Here is a 17,381-nt window from a genome sequence, read left to right as displayed (position 1 = left end):
TATCAAACCGAAACTCTCTTACAAGTATGTTATTCAATAACAACTCTTTTGGTTATTACCCCGTTAAGGGTTTTAAAATTAAATAGGTACAGGCCAGTTGGCAGATTTAAATCTAAACCAAATTCGATAACCCCTTTGCCCGACTTCTCCTTGTTGATGGTCTTAACCAATAAACCATCATATCTATAAATCTTCAATTCAACAAATGAAATCCCTTCTATCTCAACTCTTACATCCATTTGTCCTTTATTTGGATTTGGATATATTGAAACCTTGTCATTAGACGTTGTATCATCTGCTAACCTTAGTGTTGGCAAATGACAAGCCTGAGTTGACACTGGTGAGGTTGTTCCATCTGCACATATTGCCGTTACTTGCCATACAAAACACTTGCTCTGCAAACTTAAAGGCAATGTATGCGTTGTAAATGTGGTTGTAATTGGCGCAATAGAAACTCCTAATCTACAACACTCTATCTTGATTACACTTGGCGAACTAATAATATAAGACACTGCTCCAGGCACAGGATCCCATGTTAAATCACTTCCAATAGCTTGTAAATTACTAGGTGCTGTTAATCCATCACATTCTTTGGTCTCACATTCATAAATAAAATCAAAGGTGTAAACACATTCATGTCCTGCTGGATCTATTACAGTTACTGTAACTGTATACAACACATCAACATATACCAAAAATTGATTCGTATTCACGTCAACACCTGATGGGTTTCCTGCCCATGACACATTAATCGTTTCAAAATTTGTAATAGGGTCTCCATTACTATCAACCACTGTAGTAGATACAACTCCTGACTCGCATGGATCACAATCCTTTAACGCTTCCTTTGAACGTTCTAATATCGTAAATGCACGTTCTGCATCCGACTTACTAACTATCGTATTTGTAGCTCGTGATTCTAATCCATTAAATGAAGCTAATGTTGCTACTTCTTCATCTGGACATTCATCAAATACTACGGAAATATCATCCAAACAACAATCCTGCTCTATCAACACCGTTACACTTTCACTATAAGGATCTCCACACGTATCGAAACCTGTGATGTTAGCCGTAAAACTCGTTAAAGAACTCCCTGGTGGCACACAGAATAACCCATTTAAATCCGTTAATACTGGATCTGAGGTATTGTACACTGCGTTCTCTACATTGGTCGCATTAATTGTAACACAGTTTTCTCCACACGGAATCGTATAAGTTAACGTATCGGTTATGTCTTCTCCATTGGCTGTAATCGTTACAGCTTCTGGAACACAACATACTTCCAAATAACTAATGGTATATTCACAACCATTTGGATATGTTACCGTTACCTCATAAGTTTGATCCTCTACGGCACCATATAAAATATCTGATGTACTAATCTCTACACCATTTAATGTCCATGAAAACGTATATCCATCTAGTAATAACAATGGCGTATTACCATCTAAAACGCGGATTGGCCAAGAGTCTAACTCACATACATTATTCGTCTCACATAACTCCCAATGTGGCTCCACATATGGCTCGTCTAGACAGCAGTCTTGTTCTAGATTAACGGCTATATTTTGACTATATGGATTCCCACAAGAATCTACCCCAGTAATATTAGCAGTGAAACTTGTTAATGAACTTCCAGGCACACAGAAAAGACCATTTAAATCGGTTAATACAGGATCTGACGAATTATAAACTGCATTCTCTACATTTGTAGCATTTATGGTGACACAACTCTCCCCACAGGGAATAGTATAGGTTAATGTATTTGTAATATCGACACCATTGGCAGTAATGGTTATCGGTTTTGGAGTACAACACCCACTATCCAGTGGTTTTCGTGTTTCCTGCCATGTAAAGCAATTGGGTATCCACACACCATGTTTAATATAGTAAAACTTGTTTGGGTCGAGCCCTGTAAAAGTAGTACTTGTTCCTCCTTGAATATTTGATGCAGGACCAATGGTCACTGCGTCACTCGTTTGTCCTTCGACACTCGTTTCATAAACTCTCCACCATTGGGAAGGCACAGGATCGTTTGCAGTAACTGTGACATTATACGTATCCTCTAAACACTCGTATTCATCGATTGTAAATTGAGAAGAAATACTTGGAGGACAACAGTTGAGGCAAGCATATTTTAATGCTATTTGTACCCAATAGCAGCTGTTAACATCACTTGTCCATCCAATATAAAACTCGATATCTTCCACGACCTTCGGCTCTCCAGTATCTGGGCAAATTGGAGCATGCTCATTTGCGAAAGCTATGGTTGTTTCTAACATAGCCACCTGATCGGCAGGCGTATATGGACCTCCTCCTCCAGATCCATCGCACACTTGCCATATATCTGGTTCTATGTCTCCATTATCACATCCATAACTATAATCTACAATTTCTTGGTGTGTAAATTCACCTCCACAATCATACAGTAAATCTAAGTAGCAATCAACACCATTGTCTAAAGTCCCATCTGAAGACACATCATCAAATGGTGGATCACCATCAAAGCAATGTCCAATATCGGCCTCTCCATCGGCTCCTGTTAAATCAAACATTGATTGTGCAGTTTCGAAACAGCTTTCAAAATCTTGAGCATGTAGCATATTGCTAAAAAGAAATAGCATACACACTAGCAAGAAGTGCATCGTTGTTTTTTTCATAATAAAAGTAATTTTTGGTTGATTCCTACTCTATTGAATTAGGCTTTTCGGATACTGCCTTTAAACTATTTATAGTTAAGAGGCAAATAGATTATTTTGTTACCCAAAGAATTGGAACGTTTAAAAAAAAATCCGATTTATGTAAAATAAATCGGATTTTAATATCACGCTTTTTAAACTTTAAAAAGGGCTTATTCTATAACAACTCTTTTCGTTATTATTCCATTAGCCGTTTTAAAGTTGAACAGATACAAACCTGATGGTAAATTTAAGTTTAAGCTAAAATTTAAAGCGTCTTTATTGCTTACCTCTTTATTGATGGTTTTAACTAATAAGCCGTCATATCTATAGATTTCTAACTCCATAAATGAACTGTCTCTCACATCAACGTTAATATCCATTTGCCCTTTATTTGGATTAGGATGTATTGTAACCTCAGAGCGTTGTCTAGATTTAACAGGCCCATCACTCACGCCTTCACAACCGTCCCTATCTAATTGAAAAGTTCCAGATTCAGTTACCGTATTAACACATCCATTGGCATCAGTAATAGTCCAAGTCATTGTAATATTATAGGTTCCATTACTTAGTGTTTGGTAAATTCCATTTCCAGTCGTCACTATTGGAGTTCCTCCATTTATTGTAAATGAAAATTCTTCTTCAATAATATCGCTTGAGGCGCAACCAACATCGGTAGATGCTCCTATGAAATACAAACAATCGGTAATATATGTCACTCCAAAATCGATTATGTTTTGGTCGTCACATAAACAATCGTCTTCACATTCATAAATAAAATCAAAGGTGTAAACACATTCATGTCCTGCTGGATCTATTACAGTTACTGTAACTGTATACAACACATCAACATATACCAAAAATTGATTCGTATTCACGTCAACACCTGATGGGTTTCCTGCCCATGACACATTAATCGTTTCAAAATTTGTAATAGGGTCTCCATTACTATCAACCACTGTAGTAGATACAACTCCTGACTCGCATGGATCACAATCCTTTAACGCTTCCTTTGAACGTTCTAATATCGTAAATGCACGTTCTGCATCCGACTTACTAACTATCGTATTTGTAGCTCGTGATTCTAATCCATTAAATGAAGCTAATGTTGCTACTTCTTCATCTGGACATTCATCAAATACTACGGAAATATCATCCAAACAACAATCCTGCTCTATCAACACCGTTACACTTTCACTATAAGGATCTCCACACGTATCGAAACCTGTGATGTTAGCCGTAAAACTCGTTAAAGAACTCCCTGGTGGCACACAGAATAACCCATTTAAATCCGTTAATACTGGATCTGAGGTATTGTACACTGCGTTCTCTACATTGGTCGCATTAATTGTAACACAGTTTTCTCCACACGGAATCGTATAAGTTAACGTATCGGTTATGTCTTCTCCATTGGCTGTAATCGTTACAGCTTCTGGAACACAACATACTTCCAAATAACTAATGGTATATTCACAACCATTTGGATATGTTACCGTTACCTCATAAGTTTGATCCTCTACGGCACCATATAAAATATCTGATGTACTAATCTCTACACCATTTAATGTCCATGAAAACGTATATCCATCTAGTAATAACAATGGCGTATTACCATCTAAAACGCGGATTGGCCAAGAGTCTAACTCACATACATTATTCGTCTCACATAACTCCCAATGTGGCTCCACATATGGCTCGTCTGTACATACTTTGTCGCAATCTGTGATTTCAATATCTACGTCATAAGTGACCTCACATAATTCTCCTGTAACATTATCTTGTAGATTAAAAGAAACTGTTACAGTATAACTTCCATTTTCAGTATAAGAATGACTTGTAGAAACAGGTAACCCCGTAGTTGTTTCTTCTAATGAGTCGTCCCCAAAATTCCATGTAAATTCCTGAATTAAGGTCGCGCAACCATCTATACCAAACCCACTAAAATGAAACGAAGCATCACATGCATCAACAGAGTAATAGATTTCTCCTCCATTAATGCAGTCACATGCGCTAGATGAGCAATCTCCAATAGGTTCTGGCATTTCAAATAAACGATGACTTGCACAAAAATCATATCCAAACCAAGGTTCAATTGTTCCTGGATCTGTATAATCATAAAACCCTTGCATAATCCATGTTTCTACACTAAAAGGTGTATTAGTATTAAATGTAAGTTCATAAATTAATGCGTTACTATCTACCAAATTTGGCACGCCTAAATACACCCAAGTGTTATCTGAATTTGGTCTGATATAAGCATGAAAATCTACTGGGTTTCCATCTGGTGTATGTATAGAACATAAATCAATTCTAAAATTATATGTATAATCATTAGTGTCATTACAAACAGCTTCAACCTCAACGAGATCAACTTTAATATTTGGAATTGCCGCATCACTTAATGACTCTAGATTAGAGAAACCAAATGAGTAAAAGCAACATAAAAAGCCTAATACGGCTATCAAATAATTTTTTTTCATAATTAAATTGGTTTATAAATTAGTTCTTACTCTATTGAAATAAGGCTTTTCAGATTTCGCCTTCAAGCTAAATTGAATCGATTCATAAGTAAGAGGGGTTTTGGGTTTTTTGTTACCCAACATTTTTAATTAACTTACACCTAATTAATTATCAACCTATTGTTGTTATATGAAAAATGATGATTTTATTCGTCAGTTTTTAGAAGGAAACCCAAAAGCCCTTGATCATATTTATACTACGAATTTTACGTATGTCTCGCATTATATTACAAGTAGAAGCGGCAGTATAAAAGATGCTGAAGATGTGTTTCACAATGCGTTACTAATTCTATATGTAAAACTCAAAGAGAAAAAAATAAACATACAATCATTTGACAACTATCTATTTACAGTTTGTAAAAATCTATGGAAAAGAGAAAACTCTAAAAAGAAGGTAACAAATACAGATGTTTTTCCTCTAGTAAGTGAAGAACTAAATTTAGCCTCTTTTTATTTAGAGCACAGTCAATGGGAATTGTACAAAGAAAAGTTCGAGTTACTTTCAAAACAATGCAAGGTGATATTAAAAATGATATTTGAAAAAAACTCTTACGAAAGTATTGTTAAACGGTTTTCTTATTCATCTCAAACGGTGGCAAGACAAAGAGTTTTTAAATGTAAAAAAAGATTAACCCAATTAATTAAAGAGGATTCTAGATATTCTAATCTTAAATTATAAATAATGAGCTTAAACAAAGATATCGATGATAGAATTATGAAATATCTTGATGGTCTAATGACAGCAAAGGAAATTGCAGATTTTGAGCAAGACCGGGAAGATAATGCTGAGTTAGATGATATGGTTTCGATACTGGAAAACATGAATGTTATTTATGATGACAGTAACTGGCCTATGCTAGGAAGTGACACAGAAAAACTAAAAGAAGCGCGTCTACTTTTTAGTAATGACGATGTACAATCATTTTCTAAGAAAGTAAAATCATCGGAAACTAAGTTTAAGAACAAAGCGCCTAAAACAATTAAAAAGCCGTTAAAATTCGTGTCAAGCATTGCAGCCGTTCTATTGCTAGCTCTTTGTATTAACTATTTTTTTAACTCAAACACCTCTGCAAATGAGCTTTTTAATGAATACTACAGCACTCAAGATTTACCATCATTTGCAACAAAAAGTAGCAATATTAATACTCTAATTGAAGCCGAAACATTATTTAAAGAAGAAAAATATACTGAAGCTTTACAGCTTTTCGATGCCATTACCGATGATTCAGGTAATCCAAATATTTTAATCTATAAAGCAGTATCTAATTTAAATCTTCAGCAGTACGATACTGCTTTAAAACACTTAGATAAGTTAGAAAAAAGTAATGCTATAGATTTTCACAAAGCCTATTGGTTTAAGGCTTTGTTACACTTAAAGCAAGATGAAAAAGATAAAGCAATTTTCAACTTAAAGATACTCACAAAAAACGAAGGATATTTTAATCATGAAAAAGCTATTCGTTTATTAAATGCCTTGAATTAATCTAAAAATTAACTCACCTCCCTTTCCAGCTTTTAATGATTTCTGGGTCGTATAGTGCATATCCTCTTCGATCTGGGTCTTCGGTAACATTTAAATACGTTTTATAGAATCGTACTATTTGATTAAAACTATATCCATAAACACTACTATTTCTTGGGACTACCATAACCCTTCTACCGCTTGCTCCACCACGCTCATAATCTGAGCCAGTTCCGGGTAAAGCTGCATAAGTTTTAACTTTAGTATTGTGAGCCATTTGACCAGAATAGGTATGTACCATACCTCTAATTAAGAAGCCCTTCACTTCCAATAGTGTTCTAGAAAATCGTCTGGTATTAGTAGTACTTGGTGTTCTTGATCTAAAGAAAAATAAGGGGTCGTAGGCAAAATTCCTATCTGCAAATTCTTGGGTAAAGGATAGGTCAAACGTATCAGTATCTAAATGTCTTCCATAGCGTTTTGCTCTAAATTGTGGTGAACGCAATACCTTCTGAATAACTTTTTTATAAAGTCTACTTGCCGCACAACCCCAAACCCATACATAAGCATTATTTGCAAAAGCATTTTTATAATATAACCATCTTGTGAAATCCATATTAATCACATTGGTATCTTTTCTTCGCCCGTCTTTATCCCATGGATCACGTGTTCTAGATTGTGACCCATTGGTCTTAAACTCGTCTCTTTCAAATGTATTGACAAGTACGGGGCCTCCCCTCCAGCCATGACCTAAAACAGAAAATTCATAAACCGTTCCTGGTTCGTTTTTTCCTATGTTTTGAATATATGAATAAGCATCAGTAATAGATATCACGTTGGTGTTGGCCTGAATAAACTTTCGTTCTTCCGAATAATGTGTCGCATCATCTATGGCATCAAAACTGTCATTTTCCAGAGTCCAATGTATAGCGCCATTATTTACTGTACCTTTATCTACACGTCCATGACGAACATCAAATAAAATAAAATTCACGTTAGGATCTGTGCGCCAAGCACGATGTTGTCTTATTAAAAACGCCGCTCTTCTTTTTGCAATGGTCGCAATATTAGTTCTCCCATTGTGGTATTCATATCCGGCAACTAAAATCACATACTTTTTCATTATACACTTATTGATCAATAACGGGCTGTAGTTCAGATAGATTTACTTTTTTTCCCACATCTTGTTTAAGTTTATCTTTAACTGAAGCATTTACTTCCTGAACTTTGTAAGTCTTAGGCATTGTCAATTTAGAATAGTCTACATATTTAGCAATAAGTGACGTGTCTAGTGTTATAGGGCCATCAAATCTAGGCGGTCTGGGAGGTCCTACTGGACTTGGATCTTTAGCATTATCTAACTTATAAGCAAGATCATTTAACGCATACTCATATTTAGTGAGCATCGCCATTAACTTAGACATATCTACAGTTAGGTTATTTACTTCATCATTGAGTTCTTCATTTTTATTTGCAAGAGGCAAACTAAAAAATCCAACCACAAGAGTGGATAGTATCACTAAACCCATAAACATCCAAATTGTCTTAACGGCAATTTGTCTTGGCTCTTCTCTTTTTAACTCTGTTTTCATTAAATAATAGGTAAATCCTATCATCAACAATGCAAATCCCGACACACCATAACTTAAAAGTTTGCCGCCTAACATATCTACTACATTTTCCATTTTTTTAAGGTTTTATTGTTATTTCTTTTGTTATCACTTCTTTAAATTTTCCTTTTTCTTTGTTTCCATTTATATAGCGTTTAATAACTCTCATAAATAAGGTTCCTTCGTCTTCTACAACAAAATCTATTGGACTTGGTTCTTCTTCATTTGTGAATTCGACATCATCTAAGACTATTATAGTACCATCCTCCTTTTCTAACTTAAACTCCATTCTAACATAATCTAGATCTTCGTTTTCTAAACCTGGCCCTTCCCAAGTCACGGTTAAAGTATTATCTTGTTTTTTCACTTTAGGCTTCAATAAGAGCGGACCTCCTTTTGTTTTACCTTCTTCTAAATGGGTTAAATCTCCCTCTTTGGTAATCGCAGTGAATTTATAGTCAACCTCGTCGCCTTTATTAAGAACAGGAATTGTAATTTCTTCAAGTGTGAATTCTGGTTGTTTTGCTCTAAATAATTGACTAAATTCAAAATCATCATTAGGAGCTTTATAATTTATTTGTAACAATATTTCTAAATAGTCCTCTGTGTTTCCTGTAATTACAGGAATGATATGTGCGTTTTTAAATTCGAAAGGGTCAGCCACTATGGCTTCTTCATCAATGAGTGCAGCTGGGTTCTGTTTAAGCGTAGGACGTCCATCTAAAAAATGAAAATGACGTTCTTCTTCTATAGTAGCTTCATCATGCGGATGGGTTCTAATTCTCCAAACTTCTTCCTTATTTGCATCTGAAAGCGTAAGTATCTCTTGATTAATTTGTTTTCCGTTTTGATCTTTCGTTTTTATATAAATATCTACACCACCAACTTTGGTACTGTCTATGTTTCCGTATTTAAAAGTGAATGCCTTTAAAGGAGCTAGCACTTGAGGAATAATAATTAAGTCTTGTGATGTGCTAAAAATCACCTTACTAAAAATACTTACTGGTGAGCTCATATTATCTAAGTCATCACGATACGTAAATTTCACCTGATAATAATATCCTGCTGGTTCATCTGGTTCGGTAATCCAGGCGATATTGTGTTTTTCTTGATCGTCTTTCGTTGTCGTGTAACTTATTAATGGAACAGCATCGTTTGGAATAGCAAATCCTTCCGTTTGAGATACTGCATTTTTTCCATCTTTCTTTCTCCAAATAAGAACCTCGGCACTTAATAAATCATTGGTATCGTTTTCAAAATCATGAAGCATTTTTGTTTCTAAATGTTGCTCTCTCCATAAATCCCCAAAGGTGACGGTTTGTGTATAATTTTCTAAATCATCTTTAATCTGATTTCCCATTAACCAAAGATGTGATTGCGGATTATGCGTTTTTATAGTGGCAGATCTTTGACGGTAATCCACAAATATTTTCTTGTTATGAAATAGTTTTTTTCTTTGAAATTTATAAGCTACTCCAATCAAAATGCCATCACCTGGAGTTGGGTTTGGTGCTCCATCTGGGAGGTCTGGAATTTCTGGAGACACGTAAGGCCTGAAAAGTTCTCGCATTACTTTATCTGTAAATTCCTTTACCATGTCATCTACCATTTTTTTCATATCGGCATCTACAACTTGAGATATGATATTTACTTTTATATCTCCATCTTCTATCAGTTTTTCTTTAATGAATTCAAATTCGGCCTTTGCCGAAACCGTAAGTTCTCCATATTTTATGGCCGCGCCTGCCGCTACCATATGAGATACTTTCGTATGACATCGATCTAAATCTGCTTCTATAGTCATGTCTAAAGCAGGACGCATAGCTTTAAGTTTTAAATCGTACAGCACGCCAGCTACAGAGCTTCGGTCTCCCTTTAAGGTTGCTGCAATTAAGCTCGCTCCTTTTCTATCTAATCTCACATTAAATACAGCCTTTAGATCACTACTAGATAATGAAGGTTTTTTAGATCCAATAACACTCTCAACAAAGGACTCTTCGTTAATTAAATCTTCATTTTCAGTAGAGGCATCTAAAACAATTAAATCTATTGAGCCATCATACCATTCTGGTGGTGTGAAAATAAAATCTTCTTGTACTTTATATTCATCTATCAGTATTTGCCTAGCCTCTTGTAAATGTCTATCATTAGCAATACACTGTACACCTAACGACATTATTGCTCCTGCAGAATCTTCTAGTTCTTCAAGTCCGCCTTTAATTGCTCTACCTTCTTTAAATATTTGCAGAAAAAAGTCGTAGGCTCGTTCCTGATCTGGATTATCTGAGATGATTGGGGCTAACCCTACTTCGCTAGGTAAAAAGTATATAATATTTTCTTGCTCATGATCTCCATAGAACAAGATGTTTTTATATGTACCATATGGTTTTGATAAATCTAACATAATTACCAGATGTTTTCAGGAATGGTTATTTCTATTTGCTCAGAACTAGAGGTCTTCCAGTTTGATTTGTAACGGTCTCCGCTTTCACTTTTTACCTTTAATCTATACTTGTAATCAGTTGCAGAAGCGTCAATCATGTCATGAGTAAATGTGATGATATCTCCAACAGCATTAAATTCTAACTTCTTAGAATCGTCTGAACTCATTTTAATGTTGTTCTCCTCGTCTTCGTACATTATTGTAAGACGAACTTCTTTAATCTCATAGTCTTCAAAGCTGGGCGCCTCAATGAGCTTTGCTTTTATTGTACGCTCAGGTTTAACGTTATCCTTTATCATTAAAATTGGTCCGTTATGTGCTTTCCAAGCACCTCTCCTAATTGTACCATCAACTGTAATTTCTGTAGCCTTATATTCTAAAACCTCTTTTGGAGTATCAAGACTTGTGACAACCGCCAAGCTATGTGTATTAAGGTCTTTAGTGAAATTAAACTTCTCTTGAATCCAAGTTTTTCTAGTATGCTCCCAAATACGGATTTCGGTAATTATCTTTGAAGTTTTTTCCCAATCAACTTTGCTCATTAATTCTACAGACCACTTATTTTCAAAGGGGTTAGGAATAAAGAAATTAAAGTCCTGATGATCATCTAAGTCTAAAACATATTCTTGAGATCCTTCGATGTAATAGATAATTTGCAGATCTATTTTAACGGGATGCAACTTACTATAAAGGAGTGATAATAGTTTTTGGTCTTTATCATCTTCCTTTAGTAAAAACGACTGGCTCAAAATCTTTTTGTCAGTATCACGTTCTTTAACATGTATTGTACTTTCAATAAGGTGTGTGTTTTTAAAGATGGATGTATCATCTATTCCTATTTGAAGTTTTATATTTTCGAAATATTCGGTAGGATTAAAATATATAAACTCTGATGTTGTTTCCTTCCAATCTACTTCCATCTGAGCAGGCAAACCTGTTCCTTCATTATCTAAGTAAATTGTAGTTTTATAACTGTATTTATAGGTATTTGCATGCTGCCTTGTATACTTAAAAGTTCCTTTTACTAGTTCGGATTTATTAAATATAAAGGTGTGCTCATTTTCTTTTTCATTATTGGTTTCATCCCAAACAACACAATCAATTTTAACGGTTTTGATATTATCAATTTTAAACGTGTCCACTGCAATATCTACTGTTACAGTTTCAGTTCTAAATGGCATCTTATCTAACTTAATCCATTTAAGTCTATCTCCTAATCCTCCAACGTTTTCAATCATACTAGATAGCAAAGCTTGAGGGTAAAATGGATACTTTTTAACCTTGCGTTCTCTAAGATCTACAATGAGTTCATTAGTTTGAACCTCATCGTTGTTTCTTAAAATGTAGTGTGACCCAGGAATGATTGAAGAATGAATCATACCCACAGCATGAGCTAATCGGTTTTCTATTTTTTTACTCGCACTCAATGGTGGCACCGAAGGTTTAAACAAGCGTTTAATTGCTTCTGTTTTTAATTCATTTAATAATGTTTTTGAAGCATATTCTGTAACGTCTGGATCGAGTTCTTCAATTTCCATTTCAACCAAACTGGTTTCTTTCAAATCGTCTAGAGTATTGCTAATTTCTTCTCTAAAGAATATGAGGTTCTTGACTTTCATATCTTCAAAGTGCTTGTAAATACGTTCCCATTTAATACGCATTCGCGCTTTAAATGTAGGAGCTATTCCGAGCATATTCAGTTCATAATACACGTGTCCTGCTACCACATCTTCATTCAAAGCAGAGACGAGTCGCTTAGCCTCTTCTCCAGATGTTTTAACAACTAATGCTGCTCTATTGTCACCAAATATTGATGGCGAAATTCCAGAACTCACATACCAGTCTTTTGGGTCAGGTTCTTCTCCAGCCGATGCCAAAACCATATAAACTTTCCCATCTGTTACTGTTGCTGGAATAAGACGTTTAGCATCCATTCCCCACTTTTCTTTAATTTGGAGTTTTGCGGTTTCTAAAATTTGCTCTGAGGCTTTTAAGGAAACTTCTAAAGATAAGCTCGTATCCATGACCTGATTAATCTCTTGGTCTGTACTACTTTCTGGCAAAATTGTATATGCCGAAATTGCTGGTCCTTCTGCTTTTTCAACGATACAAGGCTGTATATTAACATAATAGAATGTTTCAGAGTCTCTATCATCTCTAAAAATTGTGAGATTCCCCACGTCCATAAATGGTGGCTGATAACTTAACATGATACTATGGATTTACGTCTTTAATGATTAAAAATTTGCCTTTCCCTTCAAGGTTTTCAACTTCTATTTGATCTCCTTGTTCTGGATATAAAGTCAATGAATAATTGTACGAATCATGTCCTTCATCAATTCTAGGAATAAACCAATTTAGTGGCTTTTGAGCGCTTTCTGAGTTAAGAAAAAATTGATGTCTTATATCTTGAGTCCCATTTTTGTAAGCCATTTCAAGGACAACATTTTGGTACTTTTCACCAATTTTTAATCGACTCACATCAATCCCAACTTGTAAAATAGGAAGTATTAATGTTTGATCTCCTGAACTATCAACCCAACCACTTTTCGAAAATAAATTATCTCCTACAAGTTTATAGCGATATCTAAATTCTTGCATATCTCTATCTAATTGAACTAATTTAGCCGTTACTGGTTCCCAATCATCCTCGGCAGCAAGCTCCACTTTATCTTCACTTGTAAATTGATTGTTTTCATCTTTATACTGAAACTCTACAATGATTTTTTTCAAGCTCTGATCTGGCGACATTCCTAACTCGACATCTACTTCTAGGGTGTCTTCGTATGGATTTGGTGTAAATATATCTCCAGGTTGGTTTTGGGTGAAATAGTATTTTTGAGATGGCATTTCTATGACTTTCCCATTTTTACTGAAATAGGTTACGGTATATTCTATAGGCGCATCAATATGCTTATAGATAGCACGCTCTAGTTTTTTGCCATCAACCTCTTCTGGTGTAAACAACAATGTTGTTTTAAAATGATCTGGATCGCTTTCATTTTTATAATTAATATCCACTTGAATATTAATTACTTTATTATCTCCAGATAGTGAGTTTAACGTTGAATGTGGCTTAAAATTAGCAACCATCAATCCTACTTTTCCAACTTCAATATTTATTAATCCGTTGGTCTCTTTTACTGGTATAACTAGTGGCTCTGAAACCCCTTTAAAATACACCTCTGAGGTGTATTTTACGACGGCATCGTCTTTTTTAGGTCGTCTAAACAGCCATTTATTTTTAGTGGTATTTTTATCAAACAACCACGATTTTGATTCTTCAGCCGAAGGATACTCCGATATTACTTTTACTGACGATACGAATGGTGCTTCTTCCCATGGCGCATTTACTTGTAATGGAATTTCAACGGTTCCAACAATATCATCTGCCAAATCAACCACCTTAGTAATATTCTTTTTGTTAGCTTCAGAAACACCTTCTAAAAAGTTCATAATCGTTGCTTGAGGTGCCATTTTCCATTCCACCACATCACGTTGAGTAAAACGAAGTTCAACAAACGATTTCACCTCTTCCTTCATCAGTTCAATCATAGAGGTTTTGCGTTCCTCCTGAGTCATACCATGAATTCGAGATTTAATAATTTCTTTTACTTTTTCTTCGATTAGTTTAATGGCCATATCTCTCAACTCACTTACATGCTCGTCTGATATTTCGGTAGAACCTTTTTTAATTTCAATATTCAAAAGCCCTTCTTCTGTCATTGTTTCTACAACACTTGAAACATCTATACGTTCTACATCTGCATCTGAACAACCTTGATCTTGATTTTTCCAAACGCGGTCTACTTTTCTATCAATTTGTGATGTTTGCGTAGATCCTGCCCAAGCTCTTATTTCTAAACTTGGTAAGCGTAGTCTAAACTTTAAATCGTATCGCGTACTTATAGCCTTATCGCCTTGCTGCAATGCTTTATACCAAACAGCTGCTCCGTCTGGACTTAAACGAATGGCAAAGGCAGCATTATTATCGCCAATTAAACTTGCTGGTCCTCCTGCAGATGACCAAGACACCAAACCACCTTCTTTCTCTTCAAGAAGTGTCACGGTACCATCGGTATACTCTAAAGCCCCAAACGTAATTTCTCCTACTCGAGGCACATCTGGCTCAGGGACTCTATCCTCGCCTCTGGCCCGAGCAATTAAGCCCAAACGTTCTTTTTCTAATTTTACAATTTCACGTCGGCGTTGTTGTTGTATTTTCATACTTTTCAACTTTGCTGCCGCTTTTCTTTTTTCCTCTTCGGAAATCCCTAGGTTAATATCAAAATTGATATATCCTCCAGCTAAGCCTGCTGTAGAATTATCTGCACCATCTGCTTTATCTGTCCAAAACAGGCCATTAAAAATAGGCATATCACCATCCATTCTAATCTGTGGTGTTGAACGCGCTAGGTAAAACATATTTGGGTTCTCATCGTCTGGATATGCAATGATATCGTCGAGTACTGTTATTTGTGGTAAAGTTGTCATATCTAATGTTTTTTGTTTATCGTTTATGGTTTAGGAGGAAATACATAGAGAAAGTCTGTATACATACTTCCTGCTTCTTGCCACTCTCCTTCATTCACTGAAGAAGTAGTTACAGTATTGATCCTGTAGTCATATTTTCTATTATCAAAGTCTATGGATTGTAATAATTGTCTTGCTGTTTTTGACATTTTTATTACACCTTCGGGTTGGTCTTTATTTAATACGATAGAAAATGTATTATTGGGATCATCTTTTAATCTTGTTTCGATAAGTAAGCTAATCACGTTCATATATAGTAAGCGTTCGTCCTCCGAAAGTGTGCTCCAATTTTTAAATGGTGGACAGAGCACCTTTAAATTCCAAATTTCTGAATCTCCTGAAGCACGATCTATAACAGAATTCATTATAACTTCTGAATTAATATCTGCTCGCACTCCGTAAGGTTCACAGACCAGAGCTGTCCAAACCATATTTTTATCAGGAATAGAATCAACAGATGTGCCGTCAAGATTAATATCCACCTCTTGTTGTGGTTCAATTAAAGGCCAATTTTTTTCTCTTATGGTTGTTTTTAGGTCATTATCAACATGGTGCACTTCTTTTTTTTCTTCATCTACTGAAAGTAAGGTAAGCTCAACACCTTCGAGTTTTAATGGTATATCTGTTTTATTAATGAGTTTAAAACCTGATGGCCAAGAAGTTTGTCCGTTGCTAGAAATAAGCATTTCAGTATCAAGGTGAATATTTTGTAACTTCTCTAAGTTTAATTCAACATTAATCGGTTTACTTTTTGTGATAATATCTTCGCCTTCTTCTTTTTCTTGAAGTTCAAAGAATATTTTACCAATATTAACAGCTCCTCGTAAAAGTTCTCTTTTAAAAACCTCAAAAGACTCTAGACTAAAATCTCCTGTAATGGCAAACCCTTTAACAGGATCTATATTTATGAGTTCTTTTTTAAATTTACCAGATAAAGGATCATCGTCTAAAAATCTATCTTCTATTACAAAACTTACTTCTTTATAACCTTCAAGTCGAAGGTCTTGAGCATATTTAATTTTACCTCCAAATCTATCGCTTAATTCGCGCATTAGATCTTTTTTAGCTTTCGGATGAAAATAAGGGATCATATGAAAGATCACCTTAATACGATACACATAGGCTTCAGTTTCATTTTTTATTTTATATAGATTAATATCCACCATTGGTTGACCGAGTCTATCAACGGCTATTCTATAAACTTGAGGCAAGAAGAGTACCTTATTAGGATCATTTGTTAATCTATAATAAAATGAATGATCTTCATTATTACTAGCTTTATTAGCAAGTGTCCATTTATAGTCTTGAATTTCAAGATTGGAGAAGATTCCTCCAAACACCTCAGGATCATTTGGTTCGACATGCTTAAACAACTCCGTTTTTACAACAACTTTTCGAGGCTTTACATCTTTGTTTTTAACCTTTTTCGCTGCAACATGTATCGGTTTACGTGTTCTTGGGTCAATTGCTCTTCTCGCTTTTCTTATTGTGAATGGAGGCTTTTGCCACCATACGTCTGCAAGAACTTCAAACTTGGCCAAAATATTTGGGCTTGTAAATGCCTTATAAATGGCGTCTTTAACGTCTGCTTTAATTAAAGCATGTGCGTAAATGTGATTTGAAACATTTAATGCTTGAATTGGATTGGTTTTGGTAATCGTTAACGGAATTGTTTTAGTTGCTCCATTATGTTCATAATGAAATTTAATTTTAAGTTCTCTATAAGCCAACGGAATAACATTAGGTTCATCCCGATAAGCCTCTATAATTATTTTGAGATGTATATCTTCGTTATCGCCTTCAGAAAATCGTAATGCCTGTTCTCCTGGTATTTTTTCTTCAGTAGTTTGAAGTTTAAACCTAAATTTCGGCCTTCCGTATTTCTTCCTATTATATTCATATACACCATCACCAGAGGGAGCCGAATTTAAAGTATTTGTTATAGGCTGAATGAGCACAGCATGCACTTGAGTAAATAACTTTGCGTTATAGGCCTGAAACTGCATCTTTACAGGATTAATTTGCGTTAATCCTTTCAGCGTAACTGGGTTCTGTGAACTTTTAGCTGCTACTCTTGATCTTATATCTCTTGGTTTCCTCTGAATTGACATGAATTAAATTTTTATATGATTA

At 35.0% G+C, this 17,381-nt stretch carries 10 protein-coding genes; 2 read left to right on the top strand and 8 right to left on the bottom strand.

What is annotated here, in order from left to right; genetic code table 11:
• Positions 1–29: 29 nt before the first annotated feature.
• Together Q0893_RS03215 and Q0893_RS03210 are read right to left on the bottom strand one after the other, a co-directional pair.
• Positions 30–2,663, bottom strand: coding sequence for a T9SS type A sorting domain-containing protein (locus Q0893_RS03215; RefSeq protein WP_299272389.1), 2,634 nt, complete (start codon positions 2,661–2,663; stop codon positions 30–32).
• A gap of 191 nt (positions 2,664–2,854) precedes the next feature.
• Positions 2,855–5,161: a PKD domain-containing protein gene (locus tag Q0893_RS03210; RefSeq protein WP_299272388.1), complete on the bottom strand. Its 2,307-nt coding sequence runs from the start codon at positions 5,159–5,161 to the stop codon at positions 2,855–2,857.
• Positions 5,162–5,330: 169 nt separating this feature from the next.
• Here Q0893_RS03210 and Q0893_RS03205 point away from each other — a divergent pair, with 169 nt between their 5' ends.
• Positions 5,331–5,879, top strand: a complete 549-nt coding sequence (locus Q0893_RS03205; protein WP_298900976.1) for a sigma-70 family RNA polymerase sigma factor — start codon at positions 5,331–5,333, stop codon at positions 5,877–5,879.
• Positions 5,880–5,882: 3 nt separating this feature from the next.
• Positions 5,883–6,683 (top strand): M48 family metallopeptidase, encoded by an 801-nt coding sequence (locus Q0893_RS03200; RefSeq protein WP_299272386.1) that lies wholly within the window; start codon positions 5,883–5,885, stop codon positions 6,681–6,683.
• A 13-nt stretch (positions 6,684–6,696) separates the two neighbouring features.
• Here Q0893_RS03200 and Q0893_RS03195 read toward each other — a convergent pair whose 3' ends face one another.
• The 6 genes from Q0893_RS03195 to Q0893_RS03170 are packed head-to-tail and all read right to left on the bottom strand — an operon-like array spanning position 6,697 to position 17,359.
• On the bottom strand, positions 6,697–7,785 hold the full coding sequence (locus tag Q0893_RS03195) for a hypothetical protein (protein ID WP_298900978.1): 1,089 nt from the start codon (positions 7,783–7,785) through the stop codon (positions 6,697–6,699).
• A gap of 7 nt (positions 7,786–7,792) precedes the next feature.
• A complete protein-coding gene (locus Q0893_RS03190) occupies positions 7,793–8,347 on the bottom strand; it encodes a hypothetical protein (protein WP_299272385.1) in 555 nt (184 codons plus the stop codon).
• 4 nt (positions 8,348–8,351) lie between these two features.
• Positions 8,352–10,676: a hypothetical protein gene (locus Q0893_RS03185; protein ID WP_298900980.1), complete on the bottom strand. Its 2,325-nt coding sequence runs from the start codon at positions 10,674–10,676 to the stop codon at positions 8,352–8,354.
• Between the two features lie 2 nt (positions 10,677–10,678).
• Positions 10,679–12,925 (bottom strand): hypothetical protein, encoded by a 2,247-nt coding sequence (locus tag Q0893_RS03180; RefSeq protein ID WP_298900981.1) that lies wholly within the window; start codon positions 12,923–12,925, stop codon positions 10,679–10,681.
• Between the two features lie 4 nt (positions 12,926–12,929).
• Positions 12,930–15,209, bottom strand: coding sequence for a hypothetical protein (locus Q0893_RS03175; RefSeq protein WP_299272382.1), 2,280 nt, complete (start codon positions 15,207–15,209; stop codon positions 12,930–12,932).
• Between the two features lie 23 nt (positions 15,210–15,232).
• The gene (locus Q0893_RS03170; RefSeq protein WP_299272381.1) at positions 15,233–17,359 is read right to left on the bottom strand and encodes a hypothetical protein; all 2,127 of its coding nucleotides are present in this window, start codon (positions 17,357–17,359) and stop codon (positions 15,233–15,235) included.
• Positions 17,360–17,381: the final 22 nt, after the last annotated feature.

This window comes from uncultured Psychroserpens sp., from assembly GCF_947494225.1.
In the GTDB taxonomy this organism is placed as follows: Bacteria; Bacteroidota; Bacteroidia; order Flavobacteriales; family Flavobacteriaceae; genus Psychroserpens.
The sequence above is the reverse complement of the archived record's forward strand: the minus strand, read 5'-3'. Positions and strand labels throughout refer to the sequence as shown.

Coding starts and splice junctions, on each gene's coding strand:
- Q0893_RS03215 (WP_299272389.1), bottom strand. CDS start 2,663: ATGAAAAAAACAACGATGCACTTCTTGCTAGTGTGTATGCTATTTCTT.
- Q0893_RS03195 (WP_298900978.1), bottom strand. CDS start 7,785: ATGAAAAAGTATGTGATTTTAGTTGCCGGATATGAATACCACAATGGG.
- Q0893_RS03190 (WP_299272385.1), bottom strand. CDS start 8,347: ATGGAAAATGTAGTAGATATGTTAGGCGGCAAACTTTTAAGTTATGGT.
- Q0893_RS03185 (WP_298900980.1), bottom strand. CDS start 10,676: ATGTTAGATTTATCAAAACCATATGGTACATATAAAAACATCTTGTTC.
- Q0893_RS03200 (WP_299272386.1), top strand. CDS start 5,883: ATGAGCTTAAACAAAGATATCGATGATAGAATTATGAAATATCTTGAT.
- Q0893_RS03205 (WP_298900976.1), top strand. CDS start 5,331: ATGAAAAATGATGATTTTATTCGTCAGTTTTTAGAAGGAAACCCAAAA.
- Q0893_RS03180 (WP_298900981.1), bottom strand. CDS start 12,925: ATGTTAAGTTATCAGCCACCATTTATGGACGTGGGGAATCTCACAATT.
- Q0893_RS03170 (WP_299272381.1), bottom strand. CDS start 17,359: ATGTCAATTCAGAGGAAACCAAGAGATATAAGATCAAGAGTAGCAGCT.
- Q0893_RS03175 (WP_299272382.1), bottom strand. CDS start 15,209: ATGACAACTTTACCACAAATAACAGTACTCGACGATATCATTGCATAT.
- Q0893_RS03210 (WP_299272388.1), bottom strand. CDS start 5,161: ATGAAAAAAAATTATTTGATAGCCGTATTAGGCTTTTTATGTTGCTTT.